At 65.7% G+C, this 22,497-nt stretch carries 26 protein-coding genes; 12 read left to right on the forward strand and 14 right to left on the reverse strand.

From position 1 onward, the window contains the following. The 3 genes from AC1DJT_RS09280 to AC1DJT_RS09290 form a co-directional block, all read left to right on the forward strand. A partial coding sequence (locus tag AC1DJT_RS09280; protein WP_476833942.1) for an aldo/keto reductase occupies positions 1-558 on the forward strand: 558 nt, incomplete at its 5' end. A 109-nt stretch (positions 559-667) separates the two neighbouring features. Beyond that, positions 668-1,246: an RNA 2',3'-cyclic phosphodiesterase gene (thpR, locus tag AC1DJT_RS09285; RefSeq protein ID WP_441493299.1), complete on the forward strand. Its 579-nt coding sequence runs from the start codon at positions 668-670 to the stop codon at positions 1,244-1,246. A gap of 2 nt (positions 1,247-1,248) precedes the next feature. Then, positions 1,249-1,539, forward strand: a complete 291-nt coding sequence (locus AC1DJT_RS09290; RefSeq protein WP_043237017.1) for a 4a-hydroxytetrahydrobiopterin dehydratase — start codon at positions 1,249-1,251, stop codon at positions 1,537-1,539. Here AC1DJT_RS09290 and AC1DJT_RS09295 read toward each other — a convergent pair whose 3' ends face one another. The 3 genes from AC1DJT_RS09295 to AC1DJT_RS09305 form a co-directional block, all read right to left on the reverse strand. Beyond that, positions 1,540-2,703, reverse strand: coding sequence for a GNAT family N-acetyltransferase (locus tag AC1DJT_RS09295; protein WP_476833943.1), 1,164 nt, complete (start codon positions 2,701-2,703; stop codon positions 1,540-1,542). Continuing rightward, positions 2,703-3,341: a DUF6875 domain-containing protein gene (locus AC1DJT_RS09300; protein ID WP_476767867.1), complete on the reverse strand. Its 639-nt coding sequence runs from the start codon at positions 3,339-3,341 to the stop codon at positions 2,703-2,705. The genes AC1DJT_RS09295 and AC1DJT_RS09300 overlap by 1 nt, the downstream gene beginning before the upstream one ends. A gap of 63 nt (positions 3,342-3,404) precedes the next feature. Continuing rightward, positions 3,405-4,190, reverse strand: coding sequence for an RluA family pseudouridine synthase (locus AC1DJT_RS09305; RefSeq protein WP_441508242.1), 786 nt, complete (start codon positions 4,188-4,190; stop codon positions 3,405-3,407). Positions 4,191-4,261: 71 nt separating this feature from the next. Between AC1DJT_RS09305 and ftsY the strand changes: the two genes are divergently transcribed. Then, positions 4,262-5,485, forward strand: coding sequence for a signal recognition particle-docking protein FtsY (gene ftsY / locus AC1DJT_RS09310; protein WP_476833944.1), 1,224 nt, complete (start codon positions 4,262-4,264; stop codon positions 5,483-5,485). After that, a complete protein-coding gene (locus tag AC1DJT_RS09315; RefSeq protein WP_244523403.1) occupies positions 5,482-6,108 on the forward strand; it encodes a septation protein A in 627 nt (208 codons plus the stop codon). The genes ftsY and AC1DJT_RS09315 overlap by 4 nt, the downstream gene beginning before the upstream one ends. A gap of 195 nt (positions 6,109-6,303) precedes the next feature. Here AC1DJT_RS09315 and AC1DJT_RS09320 read toward each other — a convergent pair whose 3' ends face one another. Next, positions 6,304-7,089, reverse strand: coding sequence for an SDR family NAD(P)-dependent oxidoreductase (locus AC1DJT_RS09320; protein ID WP_441493305.1), 786 nt, complete (start codon positions 7,087-7,089; stop codon positions 6,304-6,306). Between the two features lie 177 nt (positions 7,090-7,266). On the opposite strand from AC1DJT_RS09320, the gene AC1DJT_RS09325 reads away from it, so the two are divergent. Next, positions 7,267-7,641, forward strand: coding sequence for a YkvA family protein (locus tag AC1DJT_RS09325; RefSeq protein WP_069878622.1), 375 nt, complete (start codon positions 7,267-7,269; stop codon positions 7,639-7,641). A 7-nt stretch (positions 7,642-7,648) separates the two neighbouring features. Here the strand turns inward: AC1DJT_RS09325 and AC1DJT_RS09330 are convergent, their stop codons facing one another. Beyond that, on the reverse strand, positions 7,649-8,623 hold the full coding sequence (locus AC1DJT_RS09330) for an NADPH:quinone oxidoreductase family protein (RefSeq protein ID WP_441508244.1): 975 nt from the start codon (positions 8,621-8,623) through the stop codon (positions 7,649-7,651). A 243-nt stretch (positions 8,624-8,866) separates the two neighbouring features. On the opposite strand from AC1DJT_RS09330, the gene AC1DJT_RS09335 reads away from it, so the two are divergent. The 3 genes from AC1DJT_RS09335 to AC1DJT_RS09345 all read left to right on the forward strand — a co-directional run bounded on the left by AC1DJT_RS09335 (position 8,867) and on the right by AC1DJT_RS09345 (position 11,275). After that, positions 8,867-9,460 (forward strand): hypothetical protein, encoded by a 594-nt coding sequence (locus tag AC1DJT_RS09335; RefSeq protein WP_084651246.1) that lies wholly within the window; start codon positions 8,867-8,869, stop codon positions 9,458-9,460. Positions 9,461-9,562: 102 nt separating this feature from the next. Beyond that, a complete protein-coding gene (rlmN, locus tag AC1DJT_RS09340; protein WP_441508245.1) occupies positions 9,563-10,786 on the forward strand; it encodes a dual-specificity RNA methyltransferase RlmN in 1,224 nt (407 codons plus the stop codon). 60 nt (positions 10,787-10,846) lie between these two features. Next, positions 10,847-11,275: a hypothetical protein gene (locus tag AC1DJT_RS09345; RefSeq protein ID WP_476767869.1), complete on the forward strand. Its 429-nt coding sequence runs from the start codon at positions 10,847-10,849 to the stop codon at positions 11,273-11,275. A 188-nt stretch (positions 11,276-11,463) separates the two neighbouring features. Here AC1DJT_RS09345 and ggt read toward each other — a convergent pair whose 3' ends face one another. After that, positions 11,464-13,236 carry a gamma-glutamyltransferase gene (gene ggt / locus AC1DJT_RS09350; protein WP_476833945.1) on the reverse strand — a complete coding sequence of 591 codons (1,773 nt, stop codon included), beginning with the start codon at positions 13,234-13,236 and terminating at the stop codon, positions 11,464-11,466. A gap of 166 nt (positions 13,237-13,402) precedes the next feature. On the opposite strand from ggt, the gene AC1DJT_RS09355 reads away from it, so the two are divergent. The 3 genes from AC1DJT_RS09355 to AC1DJT_RS09365 all read left to right on the forward strand — a co-directional run bounded on the left by AC1DJT_RS09355 (position 13,403) and on the right by AC1DJT_RS09365 (position 15,480). After that, positions 13,403-14,011, forward strand: coding sequence for a LemA family protein (locus AC1DJT_RS09355; RefSeq protein WP_476833946.1), 609 nt, complete (start codon positions 13,403-13,405; stop codon positions 14,009-14,011). Between the two features lie 90 nt (positions 14,012-14,101). After that, complete coding sequence (locus AC1DJT_RS09360; RefSeq protein WP_441493310.1) at positions 14,102-14,875, forward strand: TPM domain-containing protein; 774 nt, start codon at positions 14,102-14,104, stop codon at positions 14,873-14,875. After that, positions 14,875-15,480, forward strand: a complete 606-nt coding sequence (locus tag AC1DJT_RS09365; RefSeq protein WP_441493311.1) for a TPM domain-containing protein — start codon at positions 14,875-14,877, stop codon at positions 15,478-15,480. The genes AC1DJT_RS09360 and AC1DJT_RS09365 overlap by 1 nt, the downstream gene beginning before the upstream one ends. A 4-nt stretch (positions 15,481-15,484) precedes the next feature. On the opposite strand, the gene AC1DJT_RS09370 is transcribed toward AC1DJT_RS09365, so the two are convergent. The 8 genes from AC1DJT_RS09370 to AC1DJT_RS09405 form a co-directional block, all read right to left on the reverse strand. Then, positions 15,485-16,225: a DUF1223 domain-containing protein gene (locus AC1DJT_RS09370; protein ID WP_441493312.1), complete on the reverse strand. Its 741-nt coding sequence runs from the start codon at positions 16,223-16,225 to the stop codon at positions 15,485-15,487. A gap of 67 nt (positions 16,226-16,292) precedes the next feature. Next, the gene (locus tag AC1DJT_RS09375) at positions 16,293-17,273 is read right to left on the reverse strand and encodes a lipid A biosynthesis lauroyl acyltransferase (RefSeq protein WP_441493313.1); all 981 of its coding nucleotides are present in this window, start codon (positions 17,271-17,273) and stop codon (positions 16,293-16,295) included. A 103-nt stretch (positions 17,274-17,376) separates the two neighbouring features. Continuing rightward, positions 17,377-18,399 carry a zinc-binding dehydrogenase gene (locus tag AC1DJT_RS09380; protein WP_113513425.1) on the reverse strand — a complete coding sequence of 341 codons (1,023 nt, stop codon included), beginning with the start codon at positions 18,397-18,399 and terminating at the stop codon, positions 17,377-17,379. A gap of 39 nt (positions 18,400-18,438) precedes the next feature. Next, a complete protein-coding gene (locus tag AC1DJT_RS09385; RefSeq protein ID WP_441508249.1) occupies positions 18,439-19,185 on the reverse strand; it encodes an SDR family NAD(P)-dependent oxidoreductase in 747 nt (248 codons plus the stop codon). Continuing rightward, entirely contained in the window at positions 19,182-20,465 is a 1,284-nt protein-coding gene (locus AC1DJT_RS09390) for a beta-ketoacyl-ACP synthase (RefSeq protein WP_441493315.1), read from the reverse strand. The genes AC1DJT_RS09385 and AC1DJT_RS09390 overlap by 4 nt, the downstream gene beginning before the upstream one ends. Before the next feature lie 10 nt (positions 20,466-20,475). Then, complete coding sequence (locus AC1DJT_RS09395; protein WP_476769370.1) at positions 20,476-21,606, reverse strand: beta-ketoacyl-ACP synthase; 1,131 nt, start codon at positions 21,604-21,606, stop codon at positions 20,476-20,478. A gap of 1 nt (position 21,607) precedes the next feature. Further along, complete coding sequence (locus AC1DJT_RS09400; protein ID WP_069878634.1) at positions 21,608-22,069, reverse strand: 3-hydroxyacyl-ACP dehydratase FabZ family protein; 462 nt, start codon at positions 22,067-22,069, stop codon at positions 21,608-21,610. A 146-nt stretch (positions 22,070-22,215) separates the two neighbouring features. Then, positions 22,216-22,497 (reverse strand): acyl carrier protein, encoded by a 282-nt coding sequence (locus AC1DJT_RS09405; RefSeq protein WP_043242327.1) that lies wholly within the window; start codon positions 22,495-22,497, stop codon positions 22,216-22,218.

A 22,497-nucleotide genomic window follows, 5' to 3' on the forward strand; every position in this document is an offset into this window, starting at 1 on the left:
CGTGAAGGCCGGCAAGACGTGAAGGCCGGCAAGATCCGTCATCTAGGTCTCTCCAACGAGAGCGCCTGGGGCACGATGAGCTTCGTGCGCGATTCCGAAATGCGCGGGGGGCCTCGGGTCCAATCGATCCAGAATGCCTACAACCTGCTCAATCGCACCTTCGAGACGGGGCTGGCCGAGATCGCGATGCGTGAGCAGGTCGGCCTGCTGGCCTATTCGCCGCTGGCTCAGGGCTACCTCACCGGCAAATATCTGGACGGTGCCAAGCCGGCCGGCGCGCGCTCGACGCTGTTCAATCGCGGCCAGCGCTACGAGGCTGCCGGCGCGGAAGACGCGGTGAAGCGCTATATCGCGGTTGCCCGCGAGGCTGGTCTGGATCCGGCGCAAATGGCGCTGGCCTTCGTCAATTCGCGCCCATTCGTGACGGCCAACATCATTGGCGCGACGACAATGGAACAATTGCGGACCGATATCGGTTCGATCGCTGTCGCACTTTCGCCCGAGGTCGAAGCAAAGATCGACGCGATTCACCAATTGGTCGGAAACCCCTGTCCCTGAAGCAAGCGCGGCTCATGGCGGGGCGGGACTGCGAAGGTTTGCAGAGGTTTTCCTGCAGTCCATCGCTTTTCGTCTCGCCAGAGTCACAAAAACTTGGCACTGATTCGCCATGCCGAGGCTGTTCACAGCTCTGGAGATACCCGCCGAGGTCGCCTCGACGCTGACGCTGCATCGGGGCGGACTCGTTGGTGCGCGCTGGATCGAGCCGGCCGACTATCACGTTACCTTGCGCTTCCTCGGCGATGTCGACCGCCGCATGGCCCATGATGTCGACAGCTTTCTCGCCGATCTGCAGACGCAGCCCTTCGAGGTGACACTCGACGCATTGGGCAGTTTCGGGGGCGACAAGCCGCGCGCCGTGTTTGCGCGGGTGCAACCCAGTCGCCAGCTCAGCGAGCTCCAGGCCGATATCGAGCGCCTGATGCGCCGCCTCGGATTACCGGCGGAAGGGCGCAAATTCGTGCCGCATGTCACGCTTGCCCGGCTGCGCGATACCTCGCCTGTCGAGGTTGCGCATTATCTGGCGATGCATCCTATCGTCCGGCCGATCGCCTTCACGGCCCGGCGCTTCACCCTGATGTCATCGCGGGATTCGATCGGCGGCGGGCCTTATGTGCTTGAGGCCGCCTATCCGCTTGGGCCATCCTACCCCAACCGGCTGCCGCGAAGCGATTTCCAGCGGAGATGATCATGCGCAAGCGACTGAGTGCCGAAGCTCGCAACGAAGCGCTCATGACGCTGGTGGGCTGGAAACTGGTCGAGGGTCGTGAGGCCATCGCCAAGCGCTTCATCTTCCATGATTTCAATGAGGCCTTCGGCTGGATGAGCCGCGTCGCGCTCCTGGCCGAAAGGATGGACCATCATCCGGAATGGTCGAATGTCTACAAGACGGTCGAGGTGACGTTGGCTACGCATGATGCCGGCGGGCTGACCGAGCTCGACGTCAAGCTCGCCCGCGCCATGGACGCCATGGCCGGCTGATCAGCCAGCCCTGCCCCAGATCGCGACACGGCGCGCAATACCGGGTGGAAGTCGCTTGGCCGCGCTCTTCAGAACGGGCCGCAAGCGTTGGAAACCGACGCTGCAGGCGAGCCGCCCCTTGAGGGAGAGCGGCAGCAGGAGGTCGCTGACACCGGTCTGCCCGTCGGCGTGTTCGAGCTTGTAGGCATCCGACGGGGCCAGCAGGTCGAACACGGCATTGCCGCGTGCCCTGGCGCTGGCGAAGCTGTGATGAATCAGGATGCTGCCGACGCCGCCCCGCTCGAAATCGGGATGGGCTGCGAGGACATGGCCGAAGCTGCGGCCCTTGCAGTCAAGCGAGAGGTCGATGCCGACCGGGGCGCCATCGCAGCATATTGCGGAGACGCGCAGCGAACTCCCCCCGTCCGCATCTCCGGCAAAATCCCGAAAGAAGGCCGCGAAGCGAGGATCGTCGATCGTCGGCGCGACGGTGCCATGGCGCAGCAGCGAGGCTTGCTTGAACGCCACGGCGTCGCCGGCGAGGGCTGCGGCGGCGGGACCGGGCGGCGGCGCCTCGAAGCTGATCGTGCCGCGTTCCTCGAGCCGGCGCAGGCGCCGACGGTAATTCGAGCGCTCGCGGGCCGGGTAGGCGCTGCTCGGGCCGTTCGTGCCGACCCGCCAGACCAGATCGGCAAAGGGGGCGTTGAGCTGCTCGATCGGCATCGCTTCACCGAGCAGGCCGGAGGCGGCGAGAATGGAGTCTGCTCGCAGTTTGCGCGCCTCGAACAGATCGGCGCCCAGTGCGCGCACGGCGCGCCATGCTGCCCGCACCACAGTATCGCGGTCGGGGCCGGGCTCGACGAGGATGTCACCGAACTGTGCGACCGGGATGCCCATGAAGCGGAGCGTCTCGAGGCTGCAGCGGCGCTGCCGGACGAGTGGCCAGATCATCGCAAGGACACCGTGGCGGCGTGCAATGACGATACTGAGCCGGCCATGCCCCTCGAGATAATGCGCGGCCCAGTGCTTCAGGAAGACGTGGCTCTGGAAGACCTGATGCGGCAGGGCCGCACGTGCAAAGAACGCGTCCCATTCCGGCTGGAGTGCGAGGAAACCATCGCGCTCGGTTATGACCTCTGTCGTCACGACTCCGCCGATCTCGGAGCCTTCCCGCCGCTTGCTCATCATTGGGCTCCGGCGCGCAGATGCGCGATCAGCCGCCTCGACCCTGTGATCGGGAAGCGGGCGAGATAGGGCAGGAGCAGCAGGGGGTGCCTGGCCGCGAAGGGCGCGTCATGCTCGACCATGTGGCGGATGGCGATGACAGGCAGAGGCGCGCGCAGCGGCCGGAAATCCGAATTCCAGAGGCCTGGCGCCTCCGACGTCGCATGCATCAGCCCGATCATGCGGTTGCGCCGCAGCGAGTAGAATTTGTGACGGTCCTGGACGCGCTTGAGCATGGCGATGCCGTCCGGGCTGTCGCATTTCGGAAAGCCGATGATCACCGTGCGGAAGTGCTGCATGCCGGCCTTGCAGGGGATGGCGTCGAGCGCACCGAAGCCGCTCCGAACCAGGGCGAAGGCCGCATCCTCATCCGTGGCGCGTTGATTGGAAATGCCGAGGCGGACCGTATCGAGCCGGGCCGCCTGGCGTGTGAAGGGGCAGACGGCGCCGGTCCTGCCGAGATCGGCATGACCTCTCATCAGATAGTCTTCGACCCAGGAGAGCAATGTCGCCAGTAGTGCATCCGGGGCGGCCTCACGCGCGGATTGGCGTGCAGCTTCGAGCGTCATGAGCCCACCGGGGCTGGCTCTGCTGCTCAAGGTCGCTGTCTCCGGCATCAATGCACGCTCCGGTTGCTGTTCCCTAGCGATAGCAAGCTCAAATTAGCGAAGGGTTGATGACGGCTCGCCCTGTTCGACAGCGGCGTTAGGATTCCCGAAAGATTTGCTCCAGCCGCAGCGCCCAAGCGCCTCCAGCATGTGCGAAGGCGGGGGCGCCTCGACTCTGACCGGCTCGCGCTTGCGATAGAGCGGAACGCTGACAGCGCGGGCATGGAGCTGGAGTCCAGGTCCGCCGTCCCGCGGCGCCGAGCCGTAGACTTCGTCGCCCAGCATCGGCCAGCCGGAGGCCGCGCAATGCACCCGCAATTGATGCGTGCGGCCGGTGAGCGGCTCGAGTTCGAGCCATGTCAAACCCTCCGCGCGACCCAGCACCCGATAACGGGTTTGTGAAGGCAATCCCTCCGGGTCGACCTTCATCCACCAGCCGCGTTCGGGAGAGCGCCTGGCGAGGGGCAGATCGATCATGCCTTCGTCGTCCTGCGGGGCGCCCTCGACGATAGCCCAATAGGTCTTGTCGATGCGGCCGTCGCGGAACAGCTGGTTGAGCTCGGCCATTGCGCGTGGGTGGCGGCCGAGGATGAGGCAGCCGGACGTATCCTTGTCGAGCCGGTGGGCGGCTTCTGGCCGTCGCGGCAGACCAAAGCGCAGGGCGTCGAGATAATCGGTCAGCACGGGAATGACGCGGCGCTTTGCCTGCGGGCCGCGATGCGAGGGCAGGCCGGCGGGCTTGTCGATCACCAGCATCATCGCGTCGCGATAGAGCAGTGGCACCGGCAGGGCGGCTTCTGGGGTCTCGCGCGAAATTGCTGGTTGATCCGGTCTGCTCATGGCATTGCGCTATCCAAACCAGCGGTGTGGCGCAACTCGGGCGCCTGGCCTGCAGGATGACGGGACGAGTGATGAGCGAGAGCGAACCGAAAAAGCGCGGCTTCTTTTCGAGGCTGTTCGGGCTGGAGCAGGAACAGTCCAAGCCCGCTCCTGAGAGCGCAGCCGAGCCCTCCCCGGATTTGCCGGATRCCGCAGCCGAGCCGGCTCCTGACGCTGTACCCGATGCCCCAATCGCCCCCGATCTGCTGATCGGCGAGGCTGCGCCCTTGCCGATCGCGACGCCGGAGGTTGAAGCCGAACCGGAGCCCGCGCCGGTTTCGCCCATGGCATCCGGACAGCCMGCGGAGCCGAGCCCGGCGCCGCAGCCGAAGCGCAGCTGGTGGCGCAGGCTGGCGGACGGGCTCTCCCGTACCTCCTCGGCGCTGACCACCGGCATCACGGAGCTCTTCACCAAGCGCAAGCTCAATGCCGCGACGCTGGAGGATCTCGAAGACATCCTGATCCAGGCCGATCTTGGCCTCGCCACCTCGGCGCGCGTCGCCAAGGCGGTGGGCGAGGGACGCTATGACAAGCAGATCGAGCCGGAGGAGGTGAAGGCCATCCTGGCGCGCGAGGTCGAGAGCATTCTGACGCCGGTGGCGCACCCCTTGACGATYGATGCCACGAAAAAGCCGTTCGTGATCCTGATGGTCGGGGTTAATGGCTCCGGCAAGACGACGACGATCGGCAAGCTGGCTGCGAAATTCCGTGCCGAAGGCAAGTCGGTGATGCTCGCTGCGGGCGATACGTTCCGCGCAGCTGCGATCGAGCAGCTCAAGGTCTGGGGCGAGCGCACGGGTGCGGAGGTTGTATTTGGTCAGCAGGGTGCGGATGCGTCGGGTTTGGCCTTTGAGGCGCTGCAGAAAGCCAGGGCCAACGGGGTCGATATCCTTCTCGTGGACACGGCCGGCCGGCTGCAGAACAAGGCAGGGTTGATGGACGAGCTCGCCAAAGTGGTGCGGGTGATCCGCAAGCTCGACGCGGAGGCGCCGCATGCAGCCTTGCTGGTGCTCGACGCGACGGTGGGCCAGAATGCGATCTCGCAGGTCGAGGCCTTTCGCGAGACGGCTGGCGTGACCGGGCTGGTGATGACGAAGCTCGACGGCACGGCGCGTGGCGGCATCCTCGTGGCGCTCGCCGCCCAGTTTGGCTTGCCGGTGCATTTCATCGGCGTCGGCGAGAGTGTCGAGGATCTGGAACCATTCTCCGCACGTGATTTTGCACGAGCGGTTGCTGGATTGGGAGAAGCCGCGTGAGCGAGAGTCTGGCCGGGACGACTAAGGACAAGGGCGTTAACCCGCTGCTCAAGCTCGGCCTCGAGTTCGGGCCGCTGGCCATCTTCTTTTTCGCCAACTCCTATGGCGACCGCCTGTTCGGCGTCGCCGAAGACCGGCGCATCTTTGTTGCGACCGGCATCTTCATCGTGGCGTCGCTTGTCTCGCTCGCCCTGTCGCGTGTGTTGCTCCACCATCTGCCGCGCATGGCGATCGTAAACGCGGTCGTGGTGACGGTCTTTGGTGGGCTGACGCTGGCGCTCGACGATGCCTTCTTCATCAAGGTGAAGCCGACCATCGTCAACACGCTGTTCGGCTGCATCCTGCTTGGCGGACTGTTCTTCGGGCGTTCGCTGCTGGCGCTGGTGCTCGAAACTGTCCTGCAGCTCGACGAGGAGGGCTGGCGCAAGCTCACCTTCCGCTGGGGCCTGTTCTTCTTCGTCCTTGCCGCGTTGAACGAGATCGTCTGGCGTACGCAGACGCAGGATTTCTGGGTCGCCTTCAAGGTCTGGGGCGTGATGCCGCTGACCATGGCCTTTGCCCTGGCTCAGACGCCGCTGATCCTGAAGCATGAGATCAAGCCGCCAGCGACGCCCGGAAAATAGGGCGTCCCTGCAAGGGGCGGCACGGCTGCCCGCTGCGTTGTGGCCTCGTCCGCCAGCGATGAAGAGGCTGGCGCCATGTTCTGCGCCGCGCTCCCTTGAGCCTCGGGCGTAAGCACGAGGCGGCGACGCGATGCGGTGGGACCTCTACCGCGACAAGACGGGTGCAAGGTCTTCAGGATTATTTGACGCAGCGCGCTATTTCGGTGCCAGCCGGATCGCGCCATCGAGGCGGATTGCCGTGCCGTTCAGCATGTCGTTCTCGACGATGCTCCTGACCAGCGCGGCATATTCGGCGGGGCGGCCGAGGCGCGAGGGATGCGGGATCGAGGCTTCCAGCGCCTGGCGATAGTCGTCCGGTACCGACGCGAACATCGGAGTCTCGAACAGGCCGGGCATGATCGTCATGACGCGGATGCCAAGCTGGGCGAGGTCACGCGCGATCGGCAGGGTCATGCCGACAATGCCGCCCTTCGAGGCGGAATAGGCCGCCTGGCCGATCTGGCCATCCTCGGCCGCGACCGAAGCCGTGCAGATGAAGACTCCGCGCCCGCCATCGGGCGTGACCGGTGGCTCCGCGGCGAGTGCGAGCGCCGAGCGTGCGATCATGCGGAAAGTGCCGGCGAGATTGACGGCGAGCGTCTTCTCGAAGGTCGCGAGGTCGTGGGCCACGAGTTCGCCGGTCTCCCGCTTCTTCGAGACGACACGGCGGCCCGGGGCGATTCCGGCGCAATTCACCAGGATGCGCTCGATGCCATGCGCCTGACGAGCCGTGAGCAGGGCTTCGTCGACCGAGGCATCGTTCGAGACATCGCAAAGGGCAAAGATGCCGCCGATTTCGCTCGCCACCTGTTTGCCGCGCTCGGCATTCATGTCGAAGATGGCGACCTTCGCGCCCTGGGAGGCGAGCATGCGTGCGGTGCCTTCGCCGAGGCCGGACGCGCCGCCGGTGACGACGGCCGCGATGGACGAATCGAGCTTCATGTCAGGTCCCTGTTCGCAAAAATGGCTGGACCAGCCTTAATCCGCGCCATCGGCCGCTCCAAGGACGATTCTTGGCGCAACCCTTGTGCAGCCTTGCGTCCGGGGCCACATTTTCGGCGTGGGAAATGTGTATTCCGCACTGGGCCGGGGTTTTCAGGTCCTTCCACGGAGTGAGGAATGAGCGAGGGTTTCAGTTCGCGTTTCAGCGCCGAAGAGATGGCGGCGATCCGGCGGAGCCTGCGCGACGAAGCGCGTTTCGGCGCCGATCTGATGAGCCTTCTCAAGCGGGTCGCCAAGCGCATCCCCTTTGCCGAGGATCTGCTGGCAGCCTATTTCTGCACCCGCGATCCGGCGACGCCCCGGCGTGTCCGGCTGACATTGCTGGCCGCGCTCGGCTATTTCGTGCTGCCGATCGATGCGATTCCCGACATCATGCCGATCCTTGGCTTTAGCGACGATGCGGCCGTGATGGCGGCTGCGATCGCCGCGGTCGCGGGGTCGATCACGCCGGAGCATCGCCAGAAGGCGCAGGACACGCTGGCGGGGCTTTGAGCCCCGTTCAGGGCGTCAGGACGATTTTGCCCTGCGCCTTGCGATCCCCGATCATCGCAAACGCTTCCGCAGCGCGTTCGAGCGGGAAGGTGGCGTGGACATGGGCGCTGATGCGCCCGGCTGCGGCCCATTCCAGCAGTCGTTCCATGTTGCGGCGATGCGCCGCCGGTTCGCGCGCGACGAACTCACCCCAGAACACGCCGCGCAGGTCGCAGCTCCTGAGGAGCAGCAGGTTGAGTGGAATCTTCGGGATCGCGCCGCCGGCAAAGCCAACAACGAGGTAGCGCCCCTCCCAGGCCATGGCGCGCAATGCCGGCTCGGCGAGATCGCCGCCAACCGTGTCGTAGAGCACGTCGACGCCACGATTCTCCGTCAGGCGGCGCAGGCCCGCCTTCACATCCTCGATGCTGTAGTCGATCTCCTCCTGGGCGCCATGTTCACGTGCCAGCGCCAGCTTCTCCGGCGATGAGGCGCAGGCGATGACATGGCCGCCGAGCAAGGCGCCGATCTCGACGGCGGCCAGGCCGGCGCCGCCGCCTGCGCCGAGAATGGCCAGTGTTTCGCCGGCCTTGAGCCCGGCGCGCTGGATGAGACCGTGCATCGCGGTGCCATAGGTCACGAAAAGCCCGGCGGCCTGCGCGTCATCAAGGGTATCCGGCACGCGTACGATCGCCCGAGAGGAGACCGCGACCTTTTCACGCGCTCCACCATGCCCGAGCCATACGGCGACACGCTCGCCGATGCGCCAGCCTTCGACATCGCGGCCGATCGCGCTGATGATGCCCGCGCATTCGCCTGCTGGCGAGAAGGGCAGGGGCGGCTTGGTCTGGTAGCGATTCTGGATGATCAGCGTGTCGAAGAAGTTCAGCGCCGCCGCCTTGACGGTGATGACGACCTCGCCTGGGCCCGGCTTCGGATCGGGCAGTTCACGGATCACCAGGTTTTCTGCCGGCCCGTGGGTCTCGCAAAGCAGTGCTTTCATCTCGTCGCACCGTCCTCAGCCTGGCTTGTGCCCGCGATACCATCCGGACAACGCTGGTCACCGCCTGTTTCCCGGCGGATTGTGCCACGGCCCCGGTGCGGACGGAACCTTGTTCGCGGCAGCGTCATATTCGCATTTTCGCCAGGATCGTGACATCCTATGGTTCAGGCATTCTTGAGATTCCGCGCAAAATGCTTCGGAAATAGAGATGCTGTTAACATTTCTGCTGATTGATGGCGGTCGATGATTCTCAACTACTTCCGAACCGGCGTCACCGCCACCCGGCATGCGAAACTGGCTTCGGCGCTGGTCGCGCTGGCTTTGCCGTTTCTGATTTCCCCGGCCCAGGCGCAGCGAGCGCCTGCTCCGGCCCAACGCGCTGCGGCTTCGGGCCAGGCCCAGGCGATGCTGCTCGAGACGGCCGGAAAGTGGCAGGCTTTCTCGTCGCAGCAGGGGCGATCCAAGGTCTGCTACGCGCTTTCCAAGGCGGAAACCCGCATTCCCGCCAATCTCAAGGATGTCGAAGGCATGCTCTTCGTCTCCAGCCGCCCCACCGAAGGGGTGCGCAACGAGATCAGCCTGGTGATGAATTTCGACCTCAAGGAAGATGTCGAGCATCAGGCGATCATCGGCAATGAGCGCTTCGCGCTGGTCGCAAAGGGCCAGAACATGTGGCTCAAGAACCCGGCTGAGGAAGGCCGCATGCTCGACGCGCTGCGCAAGGGCGCGAGCCTCGAGGTCAAGGGCATGTCGAAACGCGGCAATCCGACCAGCGACAAATATTCGCTCGCCGGCCTCAACCAGATCGTCAAGCGCGCCGAAGACGCCTGCAAGTAGCGCGGGCAGGCGGCGCATTTCCGCCGATTTCGCGCTTTATGCGGATTATGATATGAGCCCGCTGAGCGCGGGCGCATGATGCCCGCTTGAGCCCGAGTTCCGATGTCCCTGTCCGTCCCTGCTTCCCCCGCTCCGGCGGCCGAACCCGTTTTGCGACCTGCCTCGCTGGTCGGGCGCACACGCGCCGGCCTGTCCGATGCGCTGGCTGAAATCGGCGTTTCCGAGAGGGAGCGACGCATGCGCGTCGGCCAGCTCTGGAACTGGATCTATCATTACGGCGTCCGCGATTTCTCCGCGATGACGACGATCAGCAAGGTCTTGCGCGCTGCGCTGGCCGAGCGCTTCACGCTCGATCTGCCGGAGGTTACAGCCGAGCAGGTCTCGAGCGACGGCACACGCAAATGGCTGCTGCGGATGCCTCCGGTCGGTGCACGCGATCGCGGTGCCGAGATCGAATGCGTCTATATCCCCGAGGTCGACCGCGGCACGCTCTGTGTCTCGAGCCAGGTCGGCTGCACGCTCAGCTGCACCTTCTGCCACACCGGTACGCAGCGCCTGGTGCGCAACCTCACCACCGAGGAGATCGTGGCGCAGCTGATGGTGGCGCGCGATCGTCTCGGCGACTTCCCCGGGCGCACCCCGCCCGAGGGTGCCTTCGTGCCGAATGATGGTGGCCGCTTCGTCTCGAACATCGTCTTCATGGGCATGGGCGAGCCGCTCTACAATTTCGACGGCGTCCGCGATGCGATCGACGTGATCTCGGACAATGAGGGCTTATCACTCGGCCGTCGCCGCATCACGGTTTCGACCTCCGGCGTGGTGCCGCAGATCGAAGCGCTCGGCGCGGAGATGGGCACGATGCTGGCGATCTCGCTGCATGCCGTGCGCGACGACCTGCGCAATGAACTGGTGCCGCTGAACAAGAAGTATCCGATCCGCGACCTGCTCGAAGCTTGCCGCAACTATCCCGGCCTGTCGAACGCCAAGCGCATCACCTTCGAATACGTGATGCTGAAGGGCGTCAACGACAGCGATGCCGAGGCGCGCGAGCTCGTCAGGCTGCTCAAGGGCATYCCGGCCAAGATCAACCTGATCCCGTTCAAYCCCTGGCCCGGCACGCGCTATGAATGCTCTGACTGGGACCGGATCGAGCGCTTCTCCGAGATCGTCTACCGCGCAGGCTATGCCTCGCCGGTGCGTACGCCACGCGGGCGCGACATCCTCGCCGCCTGCGGCCAGCTCAAGAGCGAGACTGAAAAGCTCTCGGCGCGTGCCCGGCTGATGCTGGAGCAGAGCGAGGCCGAAGCTGCGGCGCTGGCGGGCTGACATATGCTGCGTTGGCTGCTGTTGATTCCATTCGCGTTGCTCGTTGCGATGGGATCGGGGATGTTTGCCCTGCTCATCGCCAGCGTGGTTTCGCCTGACATCGCCCTGCTGATCGGCGGCGGCTTCGAGCGCCTGCTCACAGCGCTCTTCGCCCAGGCCGAGAGCGGCTTCGATCCCGGCCCCACGGCGGAAGCTGCCTTCACACTGCTCGGCCGGCTGGGCTTTGCAATCATGGTCGCGCCGGCCGTGCTCGTCGCTATCGGCTCCGAGCTCTTCCGCATCCGCAGCGGGCTCATCCAGAGCGTGCTGACAGGCATGCTCGCGGCGCTGCTGCCGCTCGCCATGCTGCGGCTTTCACGCGCACCGACGGCGAGCGAGACACAGATCATCGCAGCGCTGTTCCTGGTCGGGGCCGCGACCGGCTTCGTCTACTGGCTGATCGCGGGACGCGGCGCGGGTGGGGAGCGCCCGCCGCTCGGGCAGGCTTAGCGCCTGCTGTGTGTCTCGGGCGCAGCGCCGACCCGAGACACTCCGAAGCCGATGAGGCCCGGAATTCGCCCGGATGTGCCGGACCCGCTACATCATCAGACCGGATATCGTATCCGGTCCGATGATCTAACCTTCTGTGTTTGCATCGGCTTTTCCGAAAACCGCAATCCACTTTTCGGGCCGATGCTTTAGTCGCCGATCGCCACGCCCTCGCGCCGGCCATCGGCTCCCCCGACAAAGCCTTCAGGGGTCTTGACGATCGCCTGGATGCCGGAGGTCATTTCCAGCAGCCTGACCTCATGGCCCTTGGCCTCGAGCGCTGTCTTCCAGGCCTCGGCCTCAGTGCCCTTTTCAAGCTCGGTGGGGCCATTGCGGCTGCCGAAATTGGCGAAGTCGACGGCGGCTTGCGGATCCATCTTCCAATCCAGCAGGGCGACCAGCGTCTTACCGACAAAGCCAATGATCTGGCTGCCGCCGGGGGAGCCGACCACGGCGTAGAGGCGGCCAAAGGCATCGAACACCAGGGTCGGCGCCATCGACGAACGCGGGCGCTTCCCGCCCTCGACGCGGTTGGCGACGGGCTTGCCCTCCTCCTCCGGAGCGAAATTGAAATCGGTCAGCTCATTGTTGAGCAGAAAGCCGCCCTTGGTCATCTGCCGCGAGCCGAAGCCATCCTCGATCGTCGTAGTCATTGAGACCGCATTGCCGTCGGCATCGATCACCGAGATATGGCTCGTGCCGTTCTCGATGCCGTCCGAGGGGGCAAAGAGCTGAGCCCGCTTGTTGGGAGGATCGCCGGCTTTGGCGCGGCCCATCGACTTGTCGGGACTGACGAGCCCGGCGCGCGAGCGGATGTAATCGCGGTCGATCAAGCCGCTGACGGGCACGCTGACGAAGGCCGGGTCGGCGAGGAAGAGCGCGCGATCGGCGAAGGCGAGGCGACCTGCCTCGCTGAACCAGTGTGCACTTTCGGCAGAAGGGCCGAGCCGGGCCATGTTCTGGGTTTCGAGGATGCCGAGCATCTGCTGGACGGCGATCGCGCCGGAGCTCGGCGGCCCCATGCCGCAAATCCGCCAGACCCGATAGGAGCCGCAGACGGCCTCTCGCTCTTCGACCTTGTAGGCTTGCAGATCGGCCAGCGTCATATCGCCGGGGTTGGTCTTGTGACCGGTCACGGTCGAGACGATGTCCTCGGCGATCGGCCCGGAGTAGAAGGCGTCGGACCCTCTCTCGGCGATGGCACGAAGTGTTGCGGCGAAGGGCGGATTCTTCAGGACCGTGCCGACCGCCTTGGCCTTGCCGTCCGGCTCGTAGAAATAGGCGAAGGCGCGCGGGTCCTTTGCGAGATTTGTCTCACCGGAAAGCAGGCCGTTGAGGCGCGGAGAGATGGTGAAGCCCTCTTCCGCCAGCTTGATCGCGGGGGCCATGACGGTGGCCCAGGGCAGTCTGCCCCAGCGCTTGTGCGCCTCCTCCAGCAGCTTGACCGTGCCGGGCACGCCGACCGATCGTCCGCCGACGACGGCGTCGATGAACTTCATCGGCTTGCCGTCGGCGCCGATGAAGCGGTCGGGCCTGGCTGCCTGGGGAGCCCGCTCGCGGCCGTCCAGCGTGACGAGTGCTCGTCCGGCCTCGTCCCAGTGCACGAAGAAGGCACCGCCACCGATGCCCGAGCTCTGCGGCTCGACCAGATTGAGAACGAGCTGGATCGCGATCGCAGCGTCGGTGGCGCTGCCGCCGGCGCGCAGGATCTCGCGGCCGGCGCTGGCAGCGAGCGGATTGGCGGCCGCCGCCATGTAGCGCTGCGCGGTGCCGACGGCTTTGGCGATGCGGCCGGTCGCAGCTTCGGGCGCGGGTGCAAGGGGCTGTGAGGCCGCTCCTCCCGCCCAAAGGGCACTGGCTGCGGCCAGCGCAAGGAGGGTTGATMGTCCGGCGGAGCGTGATGTGGAGAAGGAGAGGTTCATTCTGGCGATCTCCCGCTGCAGGCTGACGCCCATCCCAGCAGTGGAAGGGCTGCGGTGCAAGGCCCGGATAACGCAACGGGTGATTGTACGAGCTGCCTTTCACCCGCTCGAGCGGAGCGCTAAGCTCCGAATCGATCGCTCGATCATTGCCAAAAGGGGCATCGACATGTCGTTCGCGCTCTCCACCGTTCGTCGCCGCAGCMTTGCGCTTGCGGCCGTCACCCTCTTCGGCCTTATGCTCGCKGGCTGCGGTATCAACAATGTGCCGACACTCGAGGAGAGGGCCAAAGCGGCCTGGAGCGAGGTCCAGAACCAGTATCAACGCCGCGCCGACCTGATCCCCAATCTSGTCGAGACCGTGAAGGGCTATGCCTCGCAGGAGCGCGAGGTGCTGACCCAGGTGATCGAGGCGCGCGCCAAGGCGACGCAGGTCAAGGTCGACGCGTCGACCATCACAGATCCCGCGAAGTTCAAGGAGTATCAGGATGCGCAGAATGCCCTGACGGGCGCTCTGGGACGGCTCCTGGTCACGGTCGAGCGCTATCCTGAGCTCAAGTCGAACCAGAACTTTCTCGCCCTGCAGTCGCAGCTCGAAGGCACCGAGAACCGTGTTGCGGTAGCCCGGCGCGACTACATCCAGGCGGTGCAGAGCTTCAACACCGAGATCCGCACCTTCCCCGGCGTGATCTGGGCGCGGCTGTTCTGGGGCGCCAAGGCGATGGAAACCTTCTCCGCGGCGGCGGGCGCGGAGAAGCCGCCAGAGGTGAAGTTCTAAGCGGGCCCCGGGGTGCCCCGGCTCGCTCACCGAACAGGTCGGGTAGCCCCTCTTCCAGAAGGGAGAGGGGTTCTCCGTTATCTCTCCMTGTTGCTTGTCCTGCTCTGGGCCGGCTTCGCGCTTGCGGCCGATCCCAATTTTCCTGCCCTGACCGGCCGCATCGTCGACAACGCCAATCTGCTCGATGCCGCGGCGCGCAGCCGCATCGAGCAGAAGCTGCAGGCCCATGAGGCCAAGACCAGCGATCAGGTCGTGGTTGCGACCGTGCCGTCGCTCCAAGGCTACGCCGTCGAAGATTTCAGCAATCGCCTGTTCCGGCACTGGCAGCTCGGCGAGAAGGCCAGGAATAACGGCGTGCTGCTGCTCGTCGCGCCGAACGAGCGCAAGGTCCGCATCGAGGTCGGTTATGGGCTGGAGGGCGCGCTCACGGACGCGCTCTCGAAGGTCATCATCACCACCGCGGTGGCACCGAAATTCAAGACGGGTGATTTTGCCGGCGGCATCGAGGGCGGCGTCGACGCGATCCTAAGCATTCTGGCTGGAGATGCCGAGGAATGGCAGCGCCGCGCGACCGTCCGCAGTGACGAGAGCAGCTTTGGGGAGGATGTTGCCGTCATCCTGGTGATGTTCTTCATCTTCATCGTCGTGGTCAGCATCCTGCGTGGGCTGAACCAGCAAGGCGGCGGGCGCGGACACCGGATGCGCGATGGCCGCTGGGTGACGCTGCCGCCGACCAGCTCCGGCTGGGGGACGGGTTCCGGTTCCGGCTGGGGCGGTGGCGGCGGCTGGGGTTCGGGTTCGGGCGGCGGCTTTTCAGGCGGCGGGGGCTCGTCCGGCGGCGGCGGTGCTTCTGGGAGTTGGTGATGGATACGCAAGACCAGGAGGCGATCGCGGAAGCGGTGCGGCAGGCGGAAAGCCTGACCTCCGGCGAGATCGTCGTGGTGATCGACCGCGCTGCAAGCAGCTACCGCACCGTGCCTTTGGTGATGGCACTGGTGCTGGCGCTGTTCGTGCCCTGGCCGTTGCTGATGCTGACGGCAACCAGCGCTCCGCGAATCTTCCTGATCCAACTCGTCTGCGCTGCGACTTTGATGGTGACGCTGCTCTGGTATGGGCGCGGTGGGCGATTCGTGCCTGGCTTCATCAAGCGCCGGCGGGCCCATGACGTTGCGCTGCGCGAGTTCACCGCACGCGGCCTTACCCGCACGCGTGGGCGCACCGGCGTCCTGCTCTACATCGCCCTGCAGGAGCGCTATGCCGAAATCGTCGCGGATATCGGAATAGACGAGACGATCGATCAGGCGGTCTGGCGCGGCATCATCGAGCCGCTGCTCGCGGCAGCGAAGGAGGACCGCCTGCGCGAAGGTCTGATCGATGCGGTTGGAGCGGTCGGCAGCGTTCTTGCCCGCCATGCGCCGCCAGCGGCAGACGACGTCGACGAGCTACCGAACAAGGTGGTCCTGCTCTGAAGCCTCAGCGCGGGCTGCGTGCGGCGCCCAGGATCACCCGATTGGGCTGGTCGCCCTGCACCAGGACGACATAAGCGTCGGCATTCGGAAGCTGTGTCGTCGCGAGCGGGACCGACATCGTCGTGGCCGCCCCGGTCCATTCGCCAACCTTGACGATGCCGCGCACGACATTGGCGTAGGTCACCGATTTGCCCTTGTTCTCACCGCGTTCGATGGGCACCGTGACAAGGCGCGAGATCGGCACCAGCCAGACACCGCCGCCACGCTCGCTGCCGGTTCCGGTGGGATCGAGCTTGATGCTCAGGTGGCCGGAGGCTTCGGACAGGGTGACGGAGACCGGAAGCGCCGGGCTCGCGTGCTCCTTGAGCGATTGCTCGATCAGGGCCTTGTCGGAGCCGACCATGTGCGAAGCGCCGTTGATCACGGCCTGAGGCGTGTAGATCTGGCCGTCGCCGCGACCTTTGGCGTAATATTTCTGGCGCTTGCTGAAAACGTCCTGGCCGAGCGTGTCCTTCCAGCCGAGATAATCCCAATAGGTCACCGGCATGGTGAGGGCGATCAGGCTCGGGTCCTTGGCCAACTCGACGAAGAGGGCGTCGGCCGCGGGGCAGGATGAGCAGCCCTGGCTGGTGAAAAGTTCGATCACCGCCCTTGGCGGCTTGGCCGGCGTCTGGGCAAGCGCTGTCGCGCCGCCAAACGCGAGGGCAGCAAGGAAGGCAGAAAAGGCGCGTAACCGGCGGGTCATTCTCGAAACTCGGCTTCAAGCTGACTGCGAGACGTTACCAAAGCGCTCAATAAGCCTCACTTGGAAATCACGTTGCCTTGAATTTGGGCTGTGGCCAGGTCGTATCCCCGTAATTCGCCAGCGCAGCCGCCTTGATCATGTTCGGGCGCCAGCGCCGATGCATCCAGAGCCATTGCTCAGGGTGCTCGCGCACCCAGCCTTCCACCACCGCGGTCATCATCGCCATGGCGCCCGTGACGTCGATCTCGCCGGCTTCGTCGCGGGGCAGGTCGAGCGGCGGTGTCAGTTCCAGCCGGAAGCGCTGCCCCGGCAGCCGGATGACCCGCACGCCATGGACCGGGCAGTCGAAGCGGCGTGCGAACTTGCCGAGGATCGGGTTGGTCAGGGCCGGGCGGCCCAGGAAGGGGATCACCACGCCCCGGGTGAAATGCTGGTCGATCAGCATGCCGAGATGGCCATCCTTCTCAAGCACGCCCTGCATCGCGAAGGCAGCGCCCTGCTTCGCCGCGGCAAGCCCGCCCATGGCGCCGGAGCGAATCTCGTGCACCACGTTGGCGATTGCCGGGTCATTCGGCGCGCGGAAGACCGCGGTTGTGTCGAGCTTGTAGGCCGCGGCGCAGATCGCCGGGAGCTCCCAGTTGGCGAGATGCGCCGAGAAGATCAGTCCTGGCTTCTCGTCATCCTTCAGCGCGACGAAATGCTCGATGCCGGAGACCTCGACCCGCGAGGGAGCATCCCGGTTGTCGTCGTCATAGTCGAAGAGGGTCTTGAGATGCGCGTACTCGGCAGCGGTGCGGCCGAGATTCTCCCAGGCTCCCCGCGCGATCGTCCGGACTTCGGCCTCGTTCTTCTCCGGGAAGGCGGCACGGATATTGGCCAGTGCGACGCGATTGACCGGGATCAGCGGGCTGACGCTGCGCAGCAGCCAGCCTCCGAGATCACTGGCGCGTTCCGGCCCGAGCAGGCGCAGGAAACCGAACAGAGCCCGGATCAGGCCGATCATGACGGCCGCAACGAGCCGGCCCGCGAAGTGCTTCAAACGTCTCAATGCCGCGAGGGCCTCTTTCCGAAGAGCCGGAAAGGCCCGGCGCCAGCCGCGCGACTTGCGTCAGGAATACGCGCCGGTCAAGTCTGGCGCGCGAATTCCGGGCTCAGAAGGCGACAATGACCTTGCCGAACACCTTGCGGCCCTCAAGTCGGGCGAGCCCCTTCTCGAAATCCTCGAGTGGGAAGACCGAGTCGATCACCGGCTTCATGCCGCCCGCCATCTTCTCCAGCGACTGCGCGATGTTCTCGATGCGGCAGCCGAAGGAGCCGAAGATGCGGTATTGCTGCTGGAAGAGCTGCATCAGGTTCATCGTGGTCGAGGGGCCCGACGTTGCGCCGCAGGTGACGAGCCTGCCGCCGCGCTTCAGGCAAAGCAGCGAGCCATTCCAGGTATCGGCACCGACATGCTCGAAGACGACATCGACGCCCTTGCGCTTGGTGAGCTGGCGCACTTCGCCCTCGAAGCGCTCGGTCTTGTAGTTGACCACGAAATCGGCGCCGAGCGCCTTGGCCTTGGCACCCTTCTCGTCGTCGCCGACGGTGGTGTAGACCGTGCAGCCGATCGCCTTGGCCATCAGGATCGCGGCGGTGCCGATGCCGGAGCCGCCGGCGTGAACGAGAATGGATTCACCCGGCTCCAGCTTGGCATTGTCGAAGAGCATGTGCTGCACCGTGCCGAAGCCGATCGGCGCGCAGGCGGCCTCCTCGAAGGAGACGCCCTTCGGAGCCTTGATCACGAGGCGCTCGGGCCGGTTGATCAGCTCGCGGGCGAAGCCGTCGATATGGAAGCCCATGATGCCGGCGACATTCTCGCAGAGATTGTCGCGACCCTCGCGGCAGGCCTTGCAGTGGCCGCAGGTCTCGGCGCCGTACATGGTGACGGTGTCGCCCTCCCGGAAACGGCTGACACCTTCGCCGACAGCCACAACCTCGCCTGCGGCCTCGACACCGGCCGCCTGAGGCATCTTGCGCTTGGCGAAGGCCATGCCGCGGAAACCCCAGACATCGAGATAGTTCAGGCCGACGGCGCGCACGCGAATCTGCACCTCGCCGGCGGCGGGTGGCGGCGGCGGGTCGATTTCGGTCAGGCGCAGGTCACGGTCGCCGAAGAGCTGGAGGGAACGCATGTCGAGCCTTTCAAATACGCATCTACCGGCTGAGCGCGCTCAGCGATGCACGCCGAGCTGTGCCGTCAGGCCACCATCAATCGGCAGGACGGTGCCGGTGATATAGCCGGCCGGGGGGCTCATCAGGAAGGTGGCGAGCCCGGCGATCTCCTCGGGCTTCGCGAAGCGGCCGGCGGGGATCTGGCTTTCCATCTTTTCCCGATAGGCGGCGTAGGGGGCCATCATGTCGGTATCGATGAAGCCCGGCGCGATCACGTTGACGGTGACGCCGCGCTTGCCGGTTTCGACGGCCAGGGTGTTGGCATAGGAAATCAGCGCGCCCTTAGAGGCGGCATAGGCGGCGTTGCCCGGATTGCCGCGCAGCGCGGCCACGGATCCGATCGCGACGATGCGTCCGCTGCGGGCGCGGAGCATGCCGCGCATCAGGCTCTTGGCAAGACGCGTGAAGGCCCAGAAATTGACCTGCATGATCGCTTCGGCCTTGTCCTGCACCATCATCGCTGCGAGCGTGTCGTAGGGTTGTCCGGCGTTGTGGATGAAGCCGAAATAGCTGTCGCCCTCGACCGCCTCGCAGAATGTGTCCAGGGCTGGCTTGTCGGCGAGATCGAGCGGCAGCGCGCGAACGGCCTGGCCGGGATGTGCCGCGCCGATCTCGGCTGCCAGCGCCAGCGCCTGATCGGCCGATGACCGATAGGTGAAATCGACATCATGCCCTGCGGCTGCGAGCGCGCGCACGATCTCGGCGCCAACGCCCTTGGCGCCGCCGGTGACGAGAATGCGGGTCATGCCGCCTCCGGGGGGGCGGTCAGCACGAGACAGGTGTTTTGCCCGCCGAAACCGAAGGAATTGGAGATGACGGTCCTGACCTTGGCGTCGCGCGCCGTATTCGGCACGACATCGAGGGCAATGGCAGCGTCTGGCAGGTTGTAGTTGATCGTCGGCGGGATGCGGCCATTGGCGATGGTCAGAAGCGAGATCACCGCCTCGACTGCACCAGCGGCTGTGAGCGTATGGCCGATCATCGACTTGTTCGAGGAGATCGGCAGGCGCGCCATGCGCTCGCCGAAGACGGCGGAGCAGCTCATCGCCTCCATCTTGTCATTCTCGGGCGTCGAGGTGCCGTGCGCGTTGATGTAGTCGACATCGTCCGGCGTCAGCCCGGCATCGGCCAGTGCATCCTGCATGGCGAGGATCGCGGGCTTGCCGTCCGGGCTCGAACGCGTGCGGTGGAAGCCGTCGCCACGCTCGCCGCAACCGGCGACGATGCCGAGGATGGTCGCGCCACGCGCCAGGGCGTGGTCGTAATCCTCGAGAACCAGCGCCCCGGCCCCTTCGCCCATGACGAAACCGTCGCGGTTCTTGGAAAAGGGCTTGGACGCGCCTTCCGGCGGATCGTTCTGCGTCGACAATGCCGAGAGCAGGGAGAAGCGGATCAGCGCCTCGGCATGGACCGAGCCGTCAGTGCCGACGCACAGCGCCGCGCTCGTCTCGCCGCGCCGGATCGCCTCCACGCCCATCTGGATGGCGGTTGCGCCCGACGAGCAGGCGGTCGAGAGCGAGATCGGCGAACCTCGGGTCCCAAACCGATCGGCGATGTGATCGGCGACGCCTCCGAACAGGAAGAGCTCATGCATCGGCTTGTGTTTGTGCGCGGCGGCGGCGCGCAGCAATCCGTCATAATCGACGTCGCCGTCGATGGCTTGCGCCAGTTCCTGCTTCTGCGGCCATTCCATCTCGACCGGAGGAACGGCCATGAAGAGTTCGCCGGGAAAATCACCGTCCGAGCCGAGCCCGCTTTGGCTCACGGCCTCCTCTGCGGCAAGCGTCGCGAGCTTCTCGGAAAGCTGAGGCGCCGTGAAAGGCGCATCGAAGAGGAAATCGACCGTGCCGGCGATGGTCGTGCGCAGCCCGTCGATCGGAAAGCGCTCGATGCGATGGATGCCCGAGCGCCCGGCGGTCAGCGCCTCCCAGTTGGTCTGCTTGCCCTGGCCGAGCGAGGTGACGACACCCAGTCCGGTGACGGCGACGACGGGGCGGCCCTTGGAGTCGCGATGCTGTGCGCTCATGGCGATATCCTCACGCTTTCACGAGGCGCGCCGCGCCTTCTCCGCGCCAATGGCCGGCGCCGGTGACGATCGCTTCGCTTGCCTGGCCATTGGCAAGGGCGATGGCGGCAAGGGCAACCGAAATGGGGAATGCAGCCTCGAGGCTGTGGCCAACGAGATCGCCTGTGGCAATGCGTTTGGCGGCGGGCAGGTTGGCGATGGCCGATGCCTCTTCGCCGGTGACGCCGGCTGCGCCGGTCGCCGCCGAGATGACGAGGGCTGAAGACGACACTGCGCCGAAGCCGGCAACCAGCTTGCGCAATGTGGCCTCGACCGCGCCCTGCTCGCTGCGGCGCGCGCGGGCGGCCGCGACATGGCTGAGGCCGGCCAGAACCTTGGCGCCACGCGCCTTGGCGCGCTCGGCTGATTCGAGGACGAGGAACGCTGCGGCGCTGCCGGTGATCAGTCCCGGCGCATCCTGCCGTTCGAAGACGGGTGCGAAATCACCCTTGCGCAAATAGCCACCGGCTTCGAGCAGCAGCAGCATGTCGCGACGCTCGGCATTGTAGGCGCCGCCCACCAGCATCACGTCTGCCTGGCTGGAGGCGACGCGGGCATGGGCGGTGCGGATCGCGTCGACGCCGGCCTGCTCTTCGCCCATGAAGGTGCGCGAAGCGCCGGTGACGCCGTGGACGATCGCGATATTGCCGGCGAGAAGATTGGAGAGCTGCGCCAGGAAGAGCGTCGGGCGCAGGTCGCCCATCAGCCGCTCGTTCAGGAAGGCGCCAGGCTGGTTCGCGCCGCGCAAGCCGGTCAGGATCGCGGAATCGACAGCATGATCGCGTTCGCCACCACCGGCCGCGACGATGACCTGGAGCTCGCTCTTGGCTTCGACGTCGTCCTTCAGGCCGGCAGCATCGAGGGCAAGACCTGCGGCATAGACGCCAAGCCGCTGCCATGGCTCCATCTGGCGCTGGTCGGATTTCTTCGGAATCTGCCGATCGAGTTCGAGCGGCTTCAGCCGGTGCACGGGATAGGGCGCGAAACTCTCGGTATCGACGACCGGTGCAACGGAGGCGGCCAGAGCCGCTGCATGCGTCTCGATGCCTTCGCCCAGGCTGGAGGCCAGGCCGATGCCAGTGATGACGACGTCACGCATCATGTCAGTTCCGTTCCGGGACGAGGCCGATCGCCGCGATCCGTTGCTCCATCAACGTCCGCATGTCGGCCGGGAACGGCATCAGGCGGAAACGCAGCTCGGCATCGCAGATCGGCTTGCCGTCGATCGCGATTCTTGCCTTGGTGGCGGCGTAGCCCGAGCCTTCGTGAACGAGCTCTGCACTGACATCCAGCACCGCATCAGGTTCGACGAAGGTGCGGAAGCGCGCCTTGTCGACCATCATCAGGAACGGCATCTGCTGCAACTGGTTGAGAGCGAGCAGAAGATAGCCGGAAGCCTGGGCCATGGTCTCGGTGAGGAGCACGCCGGGAACAAGCGGGTGGCCGGGGAAATGCCCCTCGAAAACGGGGCTCGCGCTCGGCACGGTMGAACGTGTGGCGATGCGCTTCTGCGACGGATCGAAGGTCACGACCGTGTCGATCATGTCGAAATATTCGAGGCGCATGCGGGTCCTGACCGGGTGGCGAGCAACAGATGCGCCGAGCGGGCGAGGGAACGCCCGGCTCGGCTGCATCATGCTCTATCGGGAGAGGGTGTCCGTCTCAAGGCCGCCTCGCGAATTCATCGAAGCGGCGGCCCTGCGAGCGAAATTCAGGCCTTCTTGGCGGCGACGAGGTCGTCGATGCGCTGGCACAGGTTCTCAAGCACGAAATACTGCTCGGCCGGCGCTTTGCCTTCGTTGACCTCCTGGGTCCACTGCTCGAGCGGCAACTTGATGCCGAAAGCCTTGTCGATCGCGAAGGCGATGTCGAGGAAAGCCAGCGAGTCGATGCCGAGGTCTTCGATGGCGTGGCTCTGGGGCGTGATCTTCTCGCGAGGAATATCGCAGGTCTCCGAAATGATACCGGCGACCGTCTCGAACGTGGCGGACAT

Source organism: Allobosea sp. 05T422_2 (assembly GCF_056396265.1).